This is a genomic window from Paenibacillus sp. strain BS8-2, assembly GCF_054483835.1.
Genome location: NZ_CM137010.1, coordinates 1,021,833 through 1,039,579 on the forward strand (window position 1 = coordinate 1,021,833; position 17,747 = coordinate 1,039,579).

At 47.4% G+C, this 17,747-nt stretch carries 12 protein-coding genes and 1 other annotated feature (1 of these 13 only partly in view); all 12 genes read right to left on the reverse strand.

Annotation, left to right across the window (positions count from 1 at the left end; all coding sequences use genetic code 11):
* Positions 1-150: 150 nt before the first annotated feature.
* The 12 genes from ACX1C1_RS04505 to rplJ all read right to left on the reverse strand — a co-directional run bounded on the left by ACX1C1_RS04505 (position 151) and on the right by rplJ (position 17,566).
* Positions 151-945: an ABC transporter ATP-binding protein gene (locus ACX1C1_RS04505; protein WP_458955944.1), complete on the reverse strand. Its 795-nt coding sequence runs from the start codon at positions 943-945 to the stop codon at positions 151-153.
* Positions 945-1,856: an ABC transporter permease gene (locus ACX1C1_RS04510; RefSeq protein WP_458955945.1), complete on the reverse strand. Its 912-nt coding sequence runs from the start codon at positions 1,854-1,856 to the stop codon at positions 945-947. The genes ACX1C1_RS04505 and ACX1C1_RS04510 overlap by 1 nt, the downstream gene beginning before the upstream one ends.
* 20 nt (positions 1,857-1,876) lie before the next feature.
* Complete coding sequence (locus ACX1C1_RS04515; RefSeq protein ID WP_458955946.1) at positions 1,877-2,899, reverse strand: ABC transporter substrate-binding protein; 1,023 nt, start codon at positions 2,897-2,899, stop codon at positions 1,877-1,879.
* A 324-nt stretch (positions 2,900-3,223) separates the two neighbouring features.
* A complete protein-coding gene (tuf, locus tag ACX1C1_RS04520) occupies positions 3,224-4,414 on the reverse strand; it encodes an elongation factor Tu (RefSeq protein WP_458955947.1) in 1,191 nt (396 codons plus the stop codon).
* A gap of 120 nt (positions 4,415-4,534) precedes the next feature.
* Positions 4,535-6,616: an elongation factor G gene (fusA, locus tag ACX1C1_RS04525; protein ID WP_458955949.1), complete on the reverse strand. Its 2,082-nt coding sequence runs from the start codon at positions 6,614-6,616 to the stop codon at positions 4,535-4,537.
* Positions 6,617-6,645: 29 nt separating this feature from the next.
* Positions 6,646-7,116 carry a 30S ribosomal protein S7 gene (gene rpsG / locus ACX1C1_RS04530; RefSeq protein ID WP_458955950.1) on the reverse strand — a complete coding sequence of 157 codons (471 nt, stop codon included), beginning with the start codon at positions 7,114-7,116 and terminating at the stop codon, positions 6,646-6,648.
* A 65-nt stretch (positions 7,117-7,181) separates the two neighbouring features.
* A complete protein-coding gene (gene rpsL / locus ACX1C1_RS04535) occupies positions 7,182-7,601 on the reverse strand; it encodes a 30S ribosomal protein S12 (protein WP_458955951.1) in 420 nt (139 codons plus the stop codon).
* 592 nt (positions 7,602-8,193) lie between these two features.
* Positions 8,194-11,820: a DNA-directed RNA polymerase subunit beta' gene (gene rpoC, locus ACX1C1_RS04540; protein ID WP_458955952.1), complete on the reverse strand. Its 3,627-nt coding sequence runs from the start codon at positions 11,818-11,820 to the stop codon at positions 8,194-8,196.
* Positions 11,821-11,937: 117 nt separating this feature from the next.
* Positions 11,938-15,483 (reverse strand): DNA-directed RNA polymerase subunit beta, encoded by a 3,546-nt coding sequence (gene rpoB / locus ACX1C1_RS04545; protein WP_458955953.1) that lies wholly within the window; start codon positions 15,481-15,483, stop codon positions 11,938-11,940.
* A 391-nt stretch (positions 15,484-15,874) separates the two neighbouring features.
* A complete protein-coding gene (locus ACX1C1_RS04550; RefSeq protein ID WP_458955954.1) occupies positions 15,875-16,471 on the reverse strand; it encodes a class I SAM-dependent methyltransferase in 597 nt (198 codons plus the stop codon).
* A gap of 131 nt (positions 16,472-16,602) precedes the next feature.
* Complete coding sequence (gene rplL / locus ACX1C1_RS04555; protein WP_458955955.1) at positions 16,603-16,962, reverse strand: 50S ribosomal protein L7/L12; 360 nt, start codon at positions 16,960-16,962, stop codon at positions 16,603-16,605.
* A gap of 100 nt (positions 16,963-17,062) precedes the next feature.
* Positions 17,063-17,566: a 50S ribosomal protein L10 gene (rplJ, locus tag ACX1C1_RS04560; protein ID WP_458955956.1), complete on the reverse strand. Its 504-nt coding sequence runs from the start codon at positions 17,564-17,566 to the stop codon at positions 17,063-17,065.
* A gap of 57 nt (positions 17,567-17,623) precedes the next feature.
* Positions 17,624-17,747 (reverse strand) — a sequence feature (ribosomal protein L10 leader region); it runs 39 nt beyond the window's last position.

Sequence of the window (17,747 nt, forward strand, 5' to 3'; positions counted from 1 at the left end):
TTCTATATAACTCAAGAAATGATCAGGTCCAGGCCTGTACAGCTTTGTTATGAATAAGAAACATAGCATTGATCATTCAGAACAAGAAAAATGCTCAATTGACAAGGATATACGATCCCTTATCAATTAAGCATTCTTCTTAAGCTGCTACTATCCCAGAACGACTCGATCGTCCGCCATCTTCTTACCGCTAATTTGCTCAAACTCGCCGAGCAGCCTTTCAACTGTAAGCTCCTTCTTACGATCCTCATCCACTTGCAAAATAATCTTGCCTTTGTCCATCATGATCAACCGATTGCCAAGTCGTATAGCTTGTTCCATGTTATGAGTGACCATAAGGGTAGTCAAGTTCAAGTTGCGAACGATGGATTCCGTTAGTCCTGTTACAAGCTCCGCACGTGCCGGATCAAGCGCTGCCGTGTGTTCATCGAGCAACAAGATTTGTGGTCTCGTAAACGTCGCCATCAGCAAGCTAAGCGCCTGACGCTCTCCGCCTGATAAGAGACCTACCTTCGCACCCATCCGGTTCTCTAGGCCAATGCCGAGCTTTACAAGCTCCTCACGGAATATCAGTCTCGTCTTCTTGGTTACGCCTAACGAGAAGCCTCGCGACTTCCCTCGCAAATATGCAATCGCCATATTTTCCTCAATTGTCATACGTGGAGCTGTGCCCGCAAGCGGATCCTGAAAGACACGTCCAATCCATTTACTCCGCTTGTGCTCAGGAAGTCCGCTAATCATATTGCCGTCAATATAGATATTCCCCAAATCAGGTTTCATGACTCCAGAAATCAAGTTCATTAGCGTAGACTTGCCTGCACCGTTACTTCCGATAACCGTTACGAAGTCTCCAGGCTTTAGGTGTAAATTAGCATCCAACAATGCAATCTTCTCATCAACCGTTCCTGGATTAAATAATTTGGATACTCCTTCTACCTTCAGCATTACCGTTCACCTCCGCCTGCTTCTCGAAGAGATGCAATCACTTGCTCGGAGCGTCGCTTAGCGTTTGACTTCCCTTTGATCGAATTGCGGATTGTAGGAACAACAAGTGCCCCAATAATGATAATTGAAGTAATTAGCTTCATATCGGAAGCATCCAACCATTCGATCCGCAACGCGATAGCATAAATAACTCGATAGATAATCGCACCCATAATAATCGCAAACGTTGCACGGACAATCGTCTTCGCACCAAAGATCGCTTCTCCGATAATAACCGAAGCTAATCCTGCAACAATAATACCTACACCCATCGTAGCGTTAGCAGCATTCTGCGAGAAAGCAATTAACGCGCCAGAACCCGCAACCAAAGCATTCGACAACGATACACCAATAATAGTCGTTGTATCGGTGTTAGCACCGAAGCTCCGGATCATTCGGCTATTATCGCCTGTGCCACGCAAGCTCATGCCCATGTTCGTCTTGAAGAAGGCATCTAGACCGAACTTGATTACAATAACCATTATGATTCCAATCAGAATAGGTTCAACGCCATTAAAGATATTATCTGCATTCCGTAGAGAAACGTTCGGTTTACCGAGTATCCTCAAATTGATCGAATATAACGCGATCATCATGATGATACCAGCCAATAAACCATTAATTTTCCCTTTTGTATGCAGCAACCCCGTACAGAGACCCGCAAGACCTCCGCCAATGAATGCACCAATAAGCGCAAGCCATGGCGATGCTCCTCCGATCGTCAATACAGTTGCGATTGCCCCACCAGTTGTAAAGCTCCCGTCAACCGTTAGGTCAGGAAAGTCTAAAATTCTAAACGTAATATATACACCCAGAGCCATTAGTGCATATAACAAACCACTTTCTACTGCACCCATTAGGGAAGTGAGCATGTATGCCGCCTCCTAGCCGGTTATTCCAGAATATTTGCTTGATCTTCAACGTATGCTTTCATCGCATCCGTTACTTCAACACCCTGTTCTTTCGCTGCACTAATATTCAATACGAAGTCCAGCTTTTGCGGCGTCAATACATCCAGGTCGCCTGCATTCTTACCGTTCTTCAAAATTTCTACAGCCAATTGACCAACTTCATAGCCATGATCGAAGTATTCGAAGCCAATCGTAGCGAAAGCACCTCTCACTACTGTATCACGATCAGCAGAGAATAACGGAATATCGTTTTCGTTTGCAACATCAATAATCGAATCCAATCCCTCAACAGCTGTATTGTCCAATGCCACATAGATAGCATCAACACGGCCTACTAATGATTGTGCAGCTTGTTGAACTTCAGAGCTGTTCGCAACTGGCGCTTTCACATATTCAATACCATGTTTAGCAAGCGCTTCTGCTGCAATCTTGCTCATAATAACGGAATTATCTTCGGATTCATTAATAACTGTTCCGACTTTCTTTACGTTCGGGAATTCTTTGGCAATAAAATCCATCAGCTTTGTGATAGATTCCGGGTTCATATCCGAACCACCTGTTACATTTGCGCCTGGTGCTTGTAATTGTGGAACAAGTCCTGCATCAACAGGATCCGTAACCGCTGCAAATAGAACAGGAATGTCAGTAATATCCTCAACAAGCGCTTGGCTTGTTGGTGTAGCAATACCAAGAGCAAGATCTGCATTGCTAGAAGCAATTTTCTCGGCGATCGCTTTGAAGTTATTCGGATCTCCCTGAGCATTGTTGTAATCCAATTCCACTTCCATGCCAGCATCTTCGAATGCTTTCAAGAATCCTTCTCGTGTAGCGTCCAAAGAAGGATGCTCTACCACTTGGGAAACAGCGATGTTGTATACCTTTGCCTCATCTCCGCCATTCGTGTCCCCGTTGCTCCCGCTTGTCTTTCCACCATTATTACCACATGCAGTCGAAATCATCATCAAAGAAGCTAATCCTACACCTAACCAGAATCTTTTTTTCATTTTGAACCCCTCGCTTTATATGTTATTTTTTAACAATTATTCACACTCACTTAAAAGCTTTATCGCTTCCACACGTTAAAGTGTGTATGCAAACGATGTTATTCGCTAATTAATTTATTGTATGAATAATTTATTCAATAACATTTATCATAAATGCGGATTAGTTTTGCGTCAATGTCAAAATATTAGTTAATCATTATCTATTACAATCGAGGTGAAACAGTTATCGGTGTCCTTGGCGGAGCAGCGCGTTCATTAGAATCAAAAAAAGAACCCCCGCAAAGCGGGAGTTCTTCATGCATGCGGCGCTAGCGCCGCATGGCATTATTTTTGGATCGTTGCTACAGCGCCAGCGCCTACAGTACGGCCGCCTTCACGGATGGAGAAGCGAGTTCCTTCTTCAACCGCGATTGGAGCGATCAGTTCAACTGTAACCGTGATGTTGTCGCCAGGCATAACCATCTCAGTGCCTTCTGGCAGGTTGATGATACCCGTTACGTCAGTTGTACGGAAGTAGAACTGTGGACGGTAGCCAGTGAAGAATGGCTTATGACGGCCACCCTCTTCTTTTGTCAGAACGTAGATTTGAGCTGTGAAGTTCGTGTGTGGCTTAACCGAACCTGGCTTAGCCAATACTTGACCACGCTCGATGTTGCTGCGGTCTACACCACGAAGCAATGCGCCAACGTTGTCGCCAGCTTGAGCGGAATCAAGCAATTTACGGAACATCTCAACGCCTGTTACTACGGATTTACGGGATTCTTCTTGAAGACCGATAATTTCGATCTCGTCGCCAACTTTGATAACGCCACGCTCTACGCGACCTGTAGCAACTGTACCACGGCCAGTGATTGTGAATACGTCCTCGACAGGCATAAGGAAAGGCTTAGCTGTGTCGCGCTCTGGAGTTGGGATGAAAGTATCGATTTGGTCGAACAATTCGATAATTTTGCCAGCCCAGTCGCCTTCAGGGTTTTGAAGAGCTTCACGAGCGGAACCACGGATGATTGGAGTATCATCGCCTGGGAACTCATACTCGGAAAGAAGATCGCGAACTTCCATTTCAACTAGCTCAAGAAGCTCTTCGTCTTCAACCATGTCGCATTTGTTCAGGAATACTACGATGTATGGAACGCCAACTTGCTTGGACAGCAAGATGTGCTCACGAGTTTGTGGCATTGGGCCGTCAGTAGCGGAAACAACCAGGATTGCTCCGTCCATTTGCGCAGCACCAGTGATCATGTTTTTAACGTAGTCGGCGTGACCTGGGCAGTCAACGTGAGCGTAGTGACGGTTAGGAGTCTCATACTCAACGTGAGCTGTCGAGATCGTGATACCGCGCTCGCGCTCTTCTGGAGCTTTGTCGATTTGGTCAAAAGCTGTAGCTACACCGCCGTATTTTTTGGAAAGTACAGTTGTGATTGCAGCTGTAAGAGTTGTTTTACCGTGGTCGACGTGACCGATTGTACCGATGTTAACATGCGGTTTATTACGTTCAAATTTCGCCTTAGCCATTGAACTGAATCCTCCTCAATATTACTTAATATTTTTTATTGGTGGGCCGATGTTTAGAATGAATTCACACCTGAACTCGGCCAAACACATATTTATTGCGCTTATCACAATGTGATTTGCTTATTCAGCAGAACCTTTGTGCTTAGCGATGATCTCTTCAGAGATCGATTTCGGAACTTCTTCGTAGTGAGAAAGTTCCATGGAGAACACACCGCGTCCTTGTGTACCGGAACGTAGCGTTGTGGAATAACCAAACATCTCGGAGAGAGGTACCTTGGAACGGATGATTTGTGCGCCTGCACGCGAATCCATACCTTCGATACGACCACGACGGGAGTTAAGCATACCCATAACGTCGCCCATGTACTCTTCAGGAACAGTAACTTCAACTTTCATGATTGGCTCAAGAAGAACTGGCTTACATTTATCTTTAGCAGCTTTAAGCGCCATCGATCCTGCAATTTTGAACGCCATCTCCGAGGAGTCAACATCATGGTAGGATCCGTCAACAACGACAGCTTTAACATCAACGAGCGGGAAGCCAGCAACTACGCCGTTCTTCATCGACTCTTCGATACCAGCTTGGATTGGAGCGATAAATTCACGAGGAATCGATCCACCAACCGTTTTGTTTTCGAATACGAAGCCTGATCCTGGCTCAAGTGGCGAGAATTCAACCCAACAATGTCCGAATTGACCTTTACCACCGGATTGACGAACGAACTTACCTTCAACCTTCGCAGCTTGACGGAACGTTTCACGGTAAGCAACCTGAGGTGCACCAACGTTTGTCTCAACTTTGAATTCACGGAACATACGGTCAACGAGAATCTCAAGGTGAAGCTCACCCATACCAGAAATGATTGTCTGGTTCGTTTCTTCGTCTGTACGAGCGCGGAAAGTAGGATCTTCTTCAGCAAGCTTAGAAATCGCGATACCAAGTTTATCTTGGTCAGCTTTCGTTTTTGGTTCGATCGCAACCGAGATAACTGGCTCTGGGAAGTTCATGGATTCAAGAATGATGATGTTCTTCTCTTCGCAAAGTGTATCACCTGTAGTTGTATCCTTAAGACCAACAGCAGCGGCGATGTCGCCTGCGTACACTTCGGAAATCTCTTGGCGAGAGTTCGCATGCATCTGTAGAATACGTCCAATACGCTCACGTTTGCCCTTAGTTGAGTTAAGAACATACGAACCGGATTTCAGTATACCAGAGTACACACGGAAGAACGTCAATCTACCAACGTAAGGGTCCGTCATGATTTTGAAAGCCAATGCGGAGAATGGCTCCGTGTCGGAAGATGGTCTTGAACCTTCTTCGCCGTCTTCAAGAGTACCTTTAATAGCTGGTACATCAAGAGGAGATGGAAGATAGTCAACAACCGCATCCAACATCAATTGAACACCTTTGTTACGGTAAGACGAACCAACGATAACCGGGAAGATTTTAACTTCGCAAACACCTTTACGGAGTGCTGCTTTAATTTCTGGAACAGTGAGTTCTTCACCTTCCAGATATTTCATTGTTAATTCTTCATCCAGCTCGGCAACCTTCTCGACCAATTCGTTGCGAAGTTCTTCTAGTTGATCAGCGTACTCCGCAGGAATTTCAACTTCGATTGGGTCTTTGCCTGTATCGTCTTTGTACTTGTATGCTTTGCGTTCAACGATATCGATTACGCCGACAAAGTCAGACTCTGCGCCGATCGGAATTTGAATCGCTACTGCATTTGCTTGAAGACGCTCACGCATATCTTTGATTACATTAAGGAAATCGGCACCGATGATGTCCATTTTGTTAATGTAAGCAATACGCGGTACGTTGTAACGGTCAGCTTGACGCCATACAGTCTCAGACTGTGGCTCAACGCCTTCCTTAGCACTGAATACTCCAACAGCTCCATCCAATACGCGTAGGGAACGTTCAACTTCAACTGTGAAGTCAACGTGACCTGGGGTGTCGATGATATTGATACGGTGACCATTCCACTGAGCAGTTGTAGCGGCAGACGTAATCGTGATACCACGCTCTTGCTCTTGCTCCATCCAGTCCATCGTAGCTGCACCTTCGTGCACCTCACCGATTTTGTGAACTCGTCCTGTGAAGAACAGGATACGCTCAGTAGTAGTCGTTTTACCAGCATCAATATGCGCCATGATCCCGATATTACGCGTATTTTGTAAGGAGAACTCTCTTGACATACATATGTCTCCTCTCGTTAATGGTTATCCTACCAACGGTAGTGAGCAAACGCTTTGTTTGCTTCAGCCATTTTGTGCGTGTCTTCACGCTTCTTAACAGATGCACCAGTGTTATTGGAAGCATCCAGAATTTCAGCAGCCAGACGTTCTGTCATCGTTTTCTCACCGCGGTTACGCGAGTAGTTCACGAGCCAACGAAGACCAAGAGCCGTACGGCGTTCTGGTTTAACCTCGATTGGCACTTGGTAGTTAGCGCCGCCTACACGGCGAGCCTTAACCTCAAGTACCGGCATGATGTTTTTCAAAGCTGCTTCGAACACTTCCATTGGATCTTTACCGGAACGCTCTTGAATCAGTTTGAAGGCATCGTATAACAGTGTTTGTGCAGTGCCTCTCTTACCGTCGATCATGATACGGTTGATCAGACGAGTTACCAGTTTGCTGTGGTAAACCGGATCTGGAAGCACATCGCGTTTTGTTACAGGACCTTTGCGTGGCATGTAAAGTCCCCCTTTCTTCTAATAGTGGCTTGTACTAGCATGGTATTAACCCGGTTGGGTTATACTTATTTCTTAACTTTAGGACGTTTCGTACCGTATTTGGAACGGGATTGGTTACGGTTGTTAACACCCGCAGTATCCAATGCGCCGCGAACGATATGGTAACGTACACCCGGAAGGTCTTTTACACGACCGCCACGGATCAAAACAACGCTGTGCTCTTGAAGGTTATGACCGATACCTGGAATGTACGCTGTAACCTCAACACGGTTAGTCAAACGTACACGCGCGTATTTACGAAGCGCGGAGTTCGGTTTTTTCGGAGTCATTGTACCTACACGAGTGCACACACCGCGTTTTTGTGGAGCACTGATCTCAGTTGCTTCACGTTTCAATGCGTTGAAACCTCTTTGCAAGGCTGGCGATTTCGATTTAACGACTTTCGCTTGACGTCCTTTACGAACGAGCTGGTTAATAGTTGGCATGTTGCCACCCCCTTCCCCTAAATCATGTCTTTATTATGGTAGACATATCACCCAAATTTTAAGCCCACAGACCCAGGCGGTTCATAATGAAACGAAAGGATTCCATAACCTTAGGTCTCAGGCACACTTCGATATATTATCACTTAGGCTATACGCATGTCAAGCAAGATTCATGGTAGATCTTGTCGTTTTTACGTTTTTACAATTAATTAGTTTACACCAACTGGTTACATTCACGAAATTGATGTGAACTCAACTAATATAAGACTGAATAGTTACCGATTTTCTCGCCAACTTCTCAAGTTCTAAGCGTATGCCACTCAACTCTGCCTCAACTTCTGAGTCGACGTTTTCGATGCCGAACCTTTCTCGAATTGCATGAAGCAGATTATCGATATTTTGTTTGTTCGGCACAGATCCATCCCCTTTATTTGTTTTCTTCTCTCTATAAACACTTGCAGGAGATTAAAGGTTGTGAAAATTCATTGAAATACGCCAAATTTTAATCCTTCCATTAAAAAGAGACGATACATCCCCTCAAAGGAAATGTATCGTCTCAATCGATGTCGCTGCGTGTGCGGCGACTACGTTATTATTCGACTACAACAGCCTCAGTAGCATCTTCCAGCTCTGCGCCTTCGATAAGTTCGTCCTCAAGCCCAGCGAAACGAATGTTACGGTAGCGCTGCATACCCGTACCAGCCGGGATCAGCTTACCGATAATAACATTCTCCTTCAGACCAAGCAATTGGTCGACCTTGCCTTTGATAGCTGCGTCTGTCAGGACACGAGTTGTCTCCTGGAACGATGCAGCGGACAAGAACGAATCCGTCTCAAGGGACGCCTTGGTAATACCGAGAAGCACAGGCTTCGCAACCGCAGGCTCATTGTCGGAGAAGATTGCTTCGCGGTTAGCTGCTTCGTATTCGTGAATGTCGACGAATGCGCCTGGAAGCAACGTTGTACCTCCAGCATCGACAATACGGATTTTGCGAAGCATTTGTTTGATCATAACCTCGACGTGTTTATCATTGATCTCAACGCCTTGGTTACGATATACGCGTTGTACTTCTTGCAGAATGTAGTTCTGCACGCCACGGATACCTTTAATACGAAGCATATCCTTCGGATCGATCGAACCGTCCGTCAACTCGTCGCCAGCCTCGATTTGCTGTCCTTCGATTACACGAATACGTGAACCGTAAGTTACGGCATAAATCTTCGTCTCAGCTTCGCCTTGAACCTCGATTTCACGACGATCCTTCGCCTCACGGATCTCCTTGATAACGCCGTCTAGCTCGGAGATGATCGCTTGACCTTTCGGATTACGCGCCTCGAATAGCTCCTGGATACGCGGTAGACCTTGCGTAATGTCATCGCCGGCAACGCCGCCGGTATGGAATGTACGCATTGTAAGCTGCGTTCCCGGCTCGCCGATCGATTGCGCCGCGATAATGCCTACCGCTTCACCGATCTCAACGTGCTTGCCAGTTGCCAGGTTACGACCGTAACAAATTTTGCAGACGCCATGACGGGCGCGGCAGCTCAGTACGGAACGAATTTGAAGTTTCTCTACACCCGCATCAATAATCGCGTCGGCTTTGCCGGAGTCGATCAACTCGCTGCGGTTAACGATTACTTCGCCAGTCTTCGGATTACGCACCGTTTCGAAAGCATAACGGCCTTCGATACGGTCGTATAGATCCTCAATAACTTCCTTACCGTCTTGAATTTTGCTAACGGTAAAGCCTTTATCCGTGCCGCAATCGTCTTCGCGAACGATAACGTCTTGTGCTACGTCGACCAGACGACGAGTCAGGTAACCCGAGTCAGCTGTACGAAGTGCTGTATCGGCAAGACCTTTACGCGCACCATGCGTCGAGATGAAGTACTCGAGGACTGTCAGGCCTTCACGGAAGTTCGATTTGATTGGCAATTCGATGATACGGCCGGACGGGTTCGCCATCAGACCACGCATGCCGCCAAGCTGTGTAATTTGCGATTTGTTACCCCGTGCTTTGGAGTCAACCATAAGCATGATGTTATTGTAACGATCCATGGATTTCATAAGGACTTCTGTAATCTCGTCCTTACATTTGCTCCAAATGCTGATGATCCGGTCATAACGCTCCTCGTTCGTGATCAGACCGCGACGGTACTGATTCATAACGGTTGCGACCTTCTCGTCAGATGCTTTCATGATCTCCGCTTTTTCCTTCGGAATAATAACGTCGGTTACGCCGATCGTAATACCCGCTTTGGTGGAATAAGTGAAACCGAGCTGCTTGATACGGTCAAGTATAACCGCAGTAAGCGTCGTATGGTATTGACGGAAGCATTCAGCGATGATCGTACCAAGGTAATCCTTGCCTACGCCTCCCGCAATAGCTTCATCGTTAACGAACTTCGACAGATCCGCGCCTTTTTCGTACACGAAGTACTTATCCGGCGTTCCTTGCAGAAGGTTAACTTTCGTCGCTTCGTTGATATACGGGAAATCTTCAGGGAAGATTTCGTTAAAGATGACTTTACCGACGGTCGTAGCCATCAGGGATGCTTGCTGCTTTGCCGTGAAGTTCTTTTTCTTCAGTACTTTCACCGGAATGAAAATACGTGCGTGTAACGATACGATACCGCGTTGGTATGCGGAAATCGCTTCGTTAACCGTAGCGAACACAGAACCGGAGCCTTTGGCATCCTTGTTGTCCATCGTCAGATAGTAACTGCCGAGAACCATATCCTGGGAAGGTGTTACAACCGGTTTACCGTCCTTAGGGTTAAGGATGTTGCCGGACGCCAGCATGAGCAGGCGTGCTTCCGCTTGCGCTTCCGCGGACAATGGAACGTGAACGGCCATTTGGTCACCGTCGAAGTCGGCGTTGTAGGCCGTACATACGAGCGGATGCAGCTTGATCGCGCGTCCTTCAACAAGAATCGGTTCGAAAGCTTGGATACCGAGTCTATGCAGCGTCGGGGCACGGTTCAAGAGAACCGGATGTTCTTTAATGACTTCTTCGAGGACATCCCATACTTCAGGGCTGACACGTTCTACTTTACGTTTCGCACTCTTGATGTTATGCGCCAAACCTTTGTTCACAAGTTCTTTCATGACAAACGGCTTGAACAGCTCAAGCGCCATCTCCTTAGGAAGACCGCACTGGAACATCTTAAGGTTAGGACCTACTACGATAACGGAACGACCGGAGTAGTCAACCCGTTTGCCGAGCAAGTTCTGACGGAAACGGCCTTGTTTACCCTTCAGCATATGGCTGAGGGATTTGAGCGGACGGTTGCCTGGGCCCGTTACTGGGCGACCACGGCGACCGTTGTCGATCAAAGCGTCAACCGCCTCCTGCAGCATACGTTTCTCATTCTGAACGATGATATCAGGCGCTCCAAGATCAAGCAGACGCTTTAATCGGTTATTACGATTAATTACGCGGCGATACAGATCGTTTAAGTCGGATGTAGCGAAACGTCCGCCATCCAGCTGTACCATCGGACGAAGCTCCGGCGGGATAACTGGCAGGACGTCTAGAATCATCCAATCGGGCAGGTTGCCGGAATTACGGAATGCCTCGATAACCTCGAGACGTTTGATCGCACGATTACGGCGTTGACCTTGTGCTGTGCGCAGCTCTTCTTTAAGCTGCTCCAGCTCGCGCTCAACATCGATATCTTGAAGCAGCTTCTTCACCGCTTCGGCGCCCATTCCAGCATGGAAGCCGTAGCCGTATTTCTCACGGTAGCTGCGGTATTCCTTCTCGGACAAGAGTTGTTTTTTCTCAAGCGGCGTATCACCGGGATCCGTCACAACATAGGATGCAAAGTAGATAATTTCCTCAAGAGAACGAGGGGACATATCGAGAGCAAGACCCATGCGGCTAGGAATACCTTTGAAGTACCAGATATGGGATACAGGAGCAGCCAGTTCGATATGACCCATCCGTTCGCGACGCACCTTTGCACGCGTTACTTCAACGCCGCAACGATCACAGACGACACCTTTATAGCGTACGCGCTTGTATTTGCCGCAATGGCATTCCCAGTCCTTGGTTGGTCCGAAAATCTTCTCGCAGAAGAGACCTTCCTTCTCGGGCTTGAGCGTTCTGTAGTTAATGGTTTCCGGCTTCTTTACTTCTCCGCGGGACCACGAGCGAATTTTATCCGGCGAAGCCAGACCAATTTTCATATACTCGAAATTGTTCACGTCCAACAAGGAGCAACCCTCCTTCGTCATGTATGACGGTGTCTATTCAGAGATTGAACTTCAATACGTTCCGCCTGCAGGCGGACCCGCATTGAAGCTCAGTCCCGTGTACCACATCCATAAAGCTTATTCGGCTCCTACTTCAGAGCCTTCCATGTTGAGGTTCAGCTTATCACCAGCAGCCTCTTCCTCGTCGTCCATCTCTTTCATTTCGATCTCTTCTTCGTTCTCGGACAAGATCTTGACGTCCATGCCCAAGCTTTGAAGCTCTTTGATCAAAACTTTGAACGACTCCGGAACGCCTGGCTCTGGAACGTTCTCGCCCTTGACGATCGATTCGTATGTTTTCACACGGCCGACCACGTCATCGGATTTGACAGTAAGAATTTCTTGTAGTGTATATGCGGCTCCATAAGCCTCGAGTGCCCAAACCTCCATCTCACCGAAACGTTGTCCGCCGAACTGAGCTTTACCACCCAGCGGCTGTTGTGTAACGAGTGAGTATGGACCCGTAGAACGGGCGTGGATTTTGTCGTCGACCATGTGAGCAAGCTTAATCATGTACATGACGCCAACTGTAACTTCGCGTTCGAACGATTCGCCTGTACGACCATCGTACAGAACGGTCTTTCCGTTACGCTGCATGCCAGCCTCTTCCATTGTATCGAATACGTCGTTCTCACGAGCGCCGTCGAATACAGGAGTAGCAGCATGGATACCTAGATGTTTGCAAGCCATGCCAAGGTGGACTTCGAGTGCCTGACCGATGTTCATACGGGAAGGTACGCCAAGCGGGTTAAGAACGACTTCAACAGGCGTTCCGTCCGGCAGGAATGGCATATCCTCTTCTGGCATGATACGTGCGATAACGCCCTTGTTACCGTGACGTCCAGCCATTTTGTCACCTTCAGAGATTTTACGTTTCTGAGCGATATACGCACGAACGAGTTGATTAACGCCTGGAGGCAGTTCATCACCATTCTCACGCGTGAAGACCTTCACGTCTACAACGATACCGTCAGTACCGTGTGGTACGCGGAGCGATGTATCACGCACTTCACGTGCCTTCTCGCCGAAGATTGCATGGAGCAATCTCTCTTCAGCTGTCAGTTCCGTAACACCCTTAGGCGTTACTTTACCGACAAGAATGTCACCTGCGCCAATCTCAGCGCCGACACGGATAATACCACGCTCATCGAGATTACGAAGTGCTTCTTCGCCGACATTCGGGATATCGCGTGTAATCTCTTCTGGTCCCAGCTTCGTATCACGAGCTTCGGATTCGTATTCTTCGATATGAATCGAAGTGTACACATCTTCCTTAACCAGCTTCTCGCTTAGCAAGATAGCATCCTCGTAGTTGTAGCCTTCCCACGTCATAAACGCAACGACTACGTTACGTCCAAGCGCAAGTTCGCCCATCTCTGTGGAAGGACCATCTGCCATGATATCACCTTTCTTGATGATATCGCCCTTGCGAACCAGCGGACGTTGGTTAATGCACGTACCTTGGTTGGAACGCATGAACTTATGAAGCTTATGCTTAACCAAGTCGCCATTAACTGGCTTCCCGTCGATCATCTCTACTCGGCGCAGCCAAATTTCATTGGCCGAAGCGCGTTCGATAACACCGTCATACTTGGATACGATACATACGCCAGAGTCCTTAGCGGCCTTGTGTTCCATGCCCGTTCCGACGAACGGAGCTTTCGGAATTAGAAGCGGTACTGCTTGACGTTGCATGTTAGATCCCATGAGCGCACGGTTGGAGTCATCATTCTCTAGGAACGGAATGAGTGCAGTCGCAACCGATACGACTTGCTTCGGCGATACGTCCATGTAGTCGACGCGATCACTTGGCATTGTCAGGATGTTATCTGCTTGTTTATTGTAACGGACAATTGTTTGTTTCTCGGCAAATTGGCTATCGGCGGTCAACGAAGCGTTCGCTTGCGCGATGACATAATTGTCCTCTTCATCTGCCGTCAGATAAGCGATTTGTTCCGTAACTACTCCCGTCTTCGGATCTACCCAACGGTACGGCGCTTCAATAAAGCCGTATTCGTTAATGCGGGCAAAAGTGGACAAGGAGTTGATCAGACCGATGTTCGGTCCCTCTGGCGTCTCGATCGGACACATCCGCCCATAGTGGGAGTGATGGACGTCACGGACTTCGAAGCCTGCACGCTCACGCGTCAGACCGCCTGGTCCGAGTGCGGACAGACGACGCTTATGCGTTAGCTCCGCAAGTGGATTCGTTTGGTCCATGAACTGAGACAATTGGGACGAACCAAAGAACTCCTTGATCGATGCGATAACAGGACGAATGTTGATCAGCGCTTGAGGCGTGATCGCATTCGCATCTTGAATCGACATCCGCTCGCGCACTACACGTTCCATACGGGATAGACCGATACGGAATTGGTTCTGCAGAAGCTCGCCTACGGAACGTAGACGACGGTTGCCCAGATGGTCAATATCGTCCGTGCTGCCTACGCCGTGCAGCAGGTTAATGAAATAGTTGATCGAAGAGATAATATCCGCAGGCGTAATATGCTTGACGGATTTATCAATAATACCGTTCGCGATAACCTTGATGACTTTATTCTCATCGAGCGGAGAGAATACGCTGATCGCTTGGAGTGGAATACTATCCGCATCTAGAACGCCGTTAGCTACATGGTAAGTCTTGAAGCCTACGTTCGTCTCAAGCTTCTCGAGAATCTCGTCCAGAAGACGGCGGTCAATCATTTGTCCCGATTCTGCGATGATTTCGCCCGTAGACGGATCAACGAGATTCTCGGCAAGACGCTGATTGAACAAACGGTTCTTGATATGAAGCTTCTTGTTTATTTTGTAACGGCCTACGTTAGCCAGGTCATATCGTTTTGGATCGAAGAATCGTGCTACAAGCAAGCTCTTCGCGTTGTCCAAAGTAGGAGGCTCGCCCGGACGAAGACGCTCATAGATCTCTATCAACGCTTTCTCTGTCGAATCCGTGCTATCTTTGTCCAACGTGTTGCGGATATACTCGTCATGTCCGAGCAGATCCAGAATCTCGGCGTCAGTGCCGAACCCAAGCGCACGCAAAAGCACCGTTACCGGAATTTTCCGGGTCCGGTCGATACGAACGTAGATGATGTCCTTGGCATCTGTTTCAAGCTCCAGCCAAGCGCCACGGTTCGGAATAACCGTTGCCGTGTACGTCTTCTTACCGTTCTTATCTACCTTCGTGCTGAAGTACACACTCGGGGAACGAACCAATTGGCTAACGATAACACGTTCTGCGCCGTTAATAATAAATGTGCCGGTCTCGGTCATAAGCGGGAAATCACCCATGAATACTTCCTGTTCCTTAACCTCGCCCGTTTCCTTATTGAACAGCCTTACCTTCACGCGTAGTGGAGCCGCGTACGTTACATCGCGTTCCTTCGACTCATCCACCGAATACTTCGGCTCGCCTAAGTTATAGTCGATAAACTCCAGTGAAAGATTGCCCGTAAAGTCCGAAATCGGAGAAATGTCCTGGAATAGCTCAATTAGATCGCTATCCAAAAACTTCTCATACGATTTTTGTTGGATTTCAATCAGGTTCGGGACTTCCAGCACCTCGCTGATCCTAGCGTAGCTTCTTCTAGCACGCCGACCATACTGAACAAGTTGTCCTGCCAACTTAACCTCACCCCTCGTGTCTGTCTCACAGCATCGATACTCACTGCGTTACCTCTGGGCGGCGGCAGCCGCCTATACAGATAAATAAAGAAAAGCCCTTATCGAATAGGTTCGAAAAAAGAGCATGTTTCCGGCAGTTGTCCTGACGCGGATCGCCGCGCAGGTCTCATATCAAGTAATTTTGCCCAAAATGTAAACATTATACGTCAAATGCCCCAAAAGTATGCATTTACTGATGAAAAATCACACTTGACATTTTAGTTAACTAAAGAGTTTACGAGCAATTTTATGCTGACATTTTATAATATTACCATATTGAAATTGTCAAGTCAATTCATTTCCATCATTTTAAGCAAAAAAAGATTGACAATTTACGTATTATCAGTTATTTCTATTTTTTGGCTCGGAATATACGATATCCCTTGTCTTTTGTCACTTCTACCACTTCTTCATAGACTTGCTCCAACTTCTCTAATGCAGAGGGAGCGCCTTGTTTCTTCTGAATGACGACCCACATACTGCCGCCCTTCTTGAGCAGCGTATGTCCTTCTTCGAATATCTGATGAACGACCGCTTTGCCCGCCCGTATAGGCGGATTTGTCAGAATAACGTCATATTCTTCATCTGTGACTGACTCATAAAGATCGCTTTGCATAATCTTCACATTACTGATGCCATTAAGTGCGGCATTTTCTTTGGCGAGCTCAATCGCTCTTCCATTAATATCAATCATCGTGACCATCCCCTGCGATGCAAGTGACGCTGCACTGAGCCCAATCGGCCCATAACCGCAGCCTACGTCCAGAACACGGTCATCCACTCGCAGTTCCATTGCCTCGATCAACACCTTGCTCCCAAAATCGACACTCGCTTTCGAGAACACGCCTGCATCCGTCATAAATTTCAATTGTCGACCTCTTAGGAGCGTCTCTACAATTTGGCGATTATGCTTGACCTCCGGTGTCTTGGAATAATAATGATTCGACATATTCCGTCGCCTCCTTATACGCATTAGCCGTTAACATACAAGGAACCCCTTGTTACCTTACGGTATCAAGGGGTTCGTCAGCGGAGGCTGCCTTAAGCAACGATCCTGCTGCAAGTTATCTGAAAGAGATATTACTTAACTTCTACGGAAGCGCCAGCTTCTTCAAGCTTAGCTTTCACGCCGTTAGCTTCTTCTTCGCCAACTTTTTCTTTGATTGCTTTAGGAGCGCTGTCAACCAGTTCTTTCGCTTCTTTCAGGCCAAGACCTGTGATTTCGCGAACAACTTTGATTACGTTGATTTTGGAAGCGCCAGCGCTTGTCAAAATTACGTCGAATTCTGTTTGTGCAGCCGCTTCAACAGCGCCGCCAGCTACTACTGCAACTGGAGCTGCAGCTGTTACGCCGAATTCTTCTTCAATTGCTTTTACAAGATCGTTCAGTTCAAGAACAGTCATACCTTTGATGGCTTCCAAAATTTGCTCGTTAGACATGGTATATACCTCCGAATGGTTTAGTTTTTTTGGTTTGATGCTTTAGCCGGCTATCCGTTCTAATGAACCGATAAACCAGTGATTGCTATGAAAGCTTAGTTTATGCGCTAGCTTCTTGTTTCTCTCCAACTGCTTTAACCGCAAGCGCGAAGTTGCGCATTGGGGCTTGAAGCACGCTGAGGAGCATGGAGAGCAAGCCATCGCGGGATGGAAGCTCTGCAAGCGCCTTAATTTCGTCAGCGCCAACAACTTTACCTTCTACAACGCCGCCTTTCAATTTCAAGGCATCGTTCTTCTTAGCGAAGTCGTTCAGAATCTTAGCTGGAGCAACAGCGTCATCGCCGCTGAAAGCTACTGCTGTAGGTCCTGTAAGAATGTCGTTCAGCGACGTCAGGTCAGTACCTTCCGTAGCACGGCGAACGAGCGAGTTTTTCAGAACTTGGAAGTCAACGCCCGCTTCGCGAAGTTGCTTACGCAGTTCAGTTACTTGCGCAACGTTCAATCCGCGATAGTCAGCGATAACCGTGCTGGAGCTCGAAGTGAGCTTCGACGCGATAACCGCAACCGCTTCTTGTTTCTCTTGGATGATCTTTGCGTTAGCCAAACTGTACACCTCCCGTTAATTTTATACATGCCGTGAATACGTTCGATTCCTTCTCCATGGGTGCATGAGAAAGGCCTTCGCAGACAAAGCGAAGGCCATGATGTCGTTATTAAGTACTTACGGACAAGCCGTAACCTCATAAACGTATTATCATAACACCTCGGTAGGGAATTAAGCCCTT

Excerpts from the sequence above, each read along its gene's own strand:
- ACX1C1_RS04550 (WP_458955954.1), bottom strand. The coding sequence starts at position 16,471 with ATGTCGAATCATTATTATTCCAAGACACCGGAGGTCAAGCATAATCGC.
- fusA (WP_458955949.1), bottom strand. The coding sequence starts at position 6,616 with ATGTCAAGAGAGTTCTCCTTACAAAATACGCGTAATATCGGGATCATG.
- rpsL (WP_458955951.1), bottom strand. The coding sequence starts at position 7,601 with ATGCCAACTATTAACCAGCTCGTTCGTAAAGGACGTCAAGCGAAAGTC.
- rplL (WP_458955955.1), bottom strand. The coding sequence starts at position 16,962 with ATGTCTAACGAGCAAATTTTGGAAGCCATCAAAGGTATGACTGTTCTT.
- rpsG (WP_458955950.1), bottom strand. The coding sequence starts at position 7,116 with ATGCCACGCAAAGGTCCTGTAACAAAACGCGATGTGCTTCCAGATCCG.
- tuf (WP_458955947.1), bottom strand. The coding sequence starts at position 4,414 with ATGGCTAAGGCGAAATTTGAACGTAATAAACCGCATGTTAACATCGGT.
- ACX1C1_RS04505 (WP_458955944.1), bottom strand. The coding sequence starts at position 945 with ATGCTGAAGGTAGAAGGAGTATCCAAATTATTTAATCCAGGAACGGTT.
- ACX1C1_RS04510 (WP_458955945.1), bottom strand. The coding sequence starts at position 1,856 with ATGCTCACTTCCCTAATGGGTGCAGTAGAAAGTGGTTTGTTATATGCA.
- ACX1C1_RS04515 (WP_458955946.1), bottom strand. The coding sequence starts at position 2,899 with ATGAAAAAAAGATTCTGGTTAGGTGTAGGATTAGCTTCTTTGATGATG.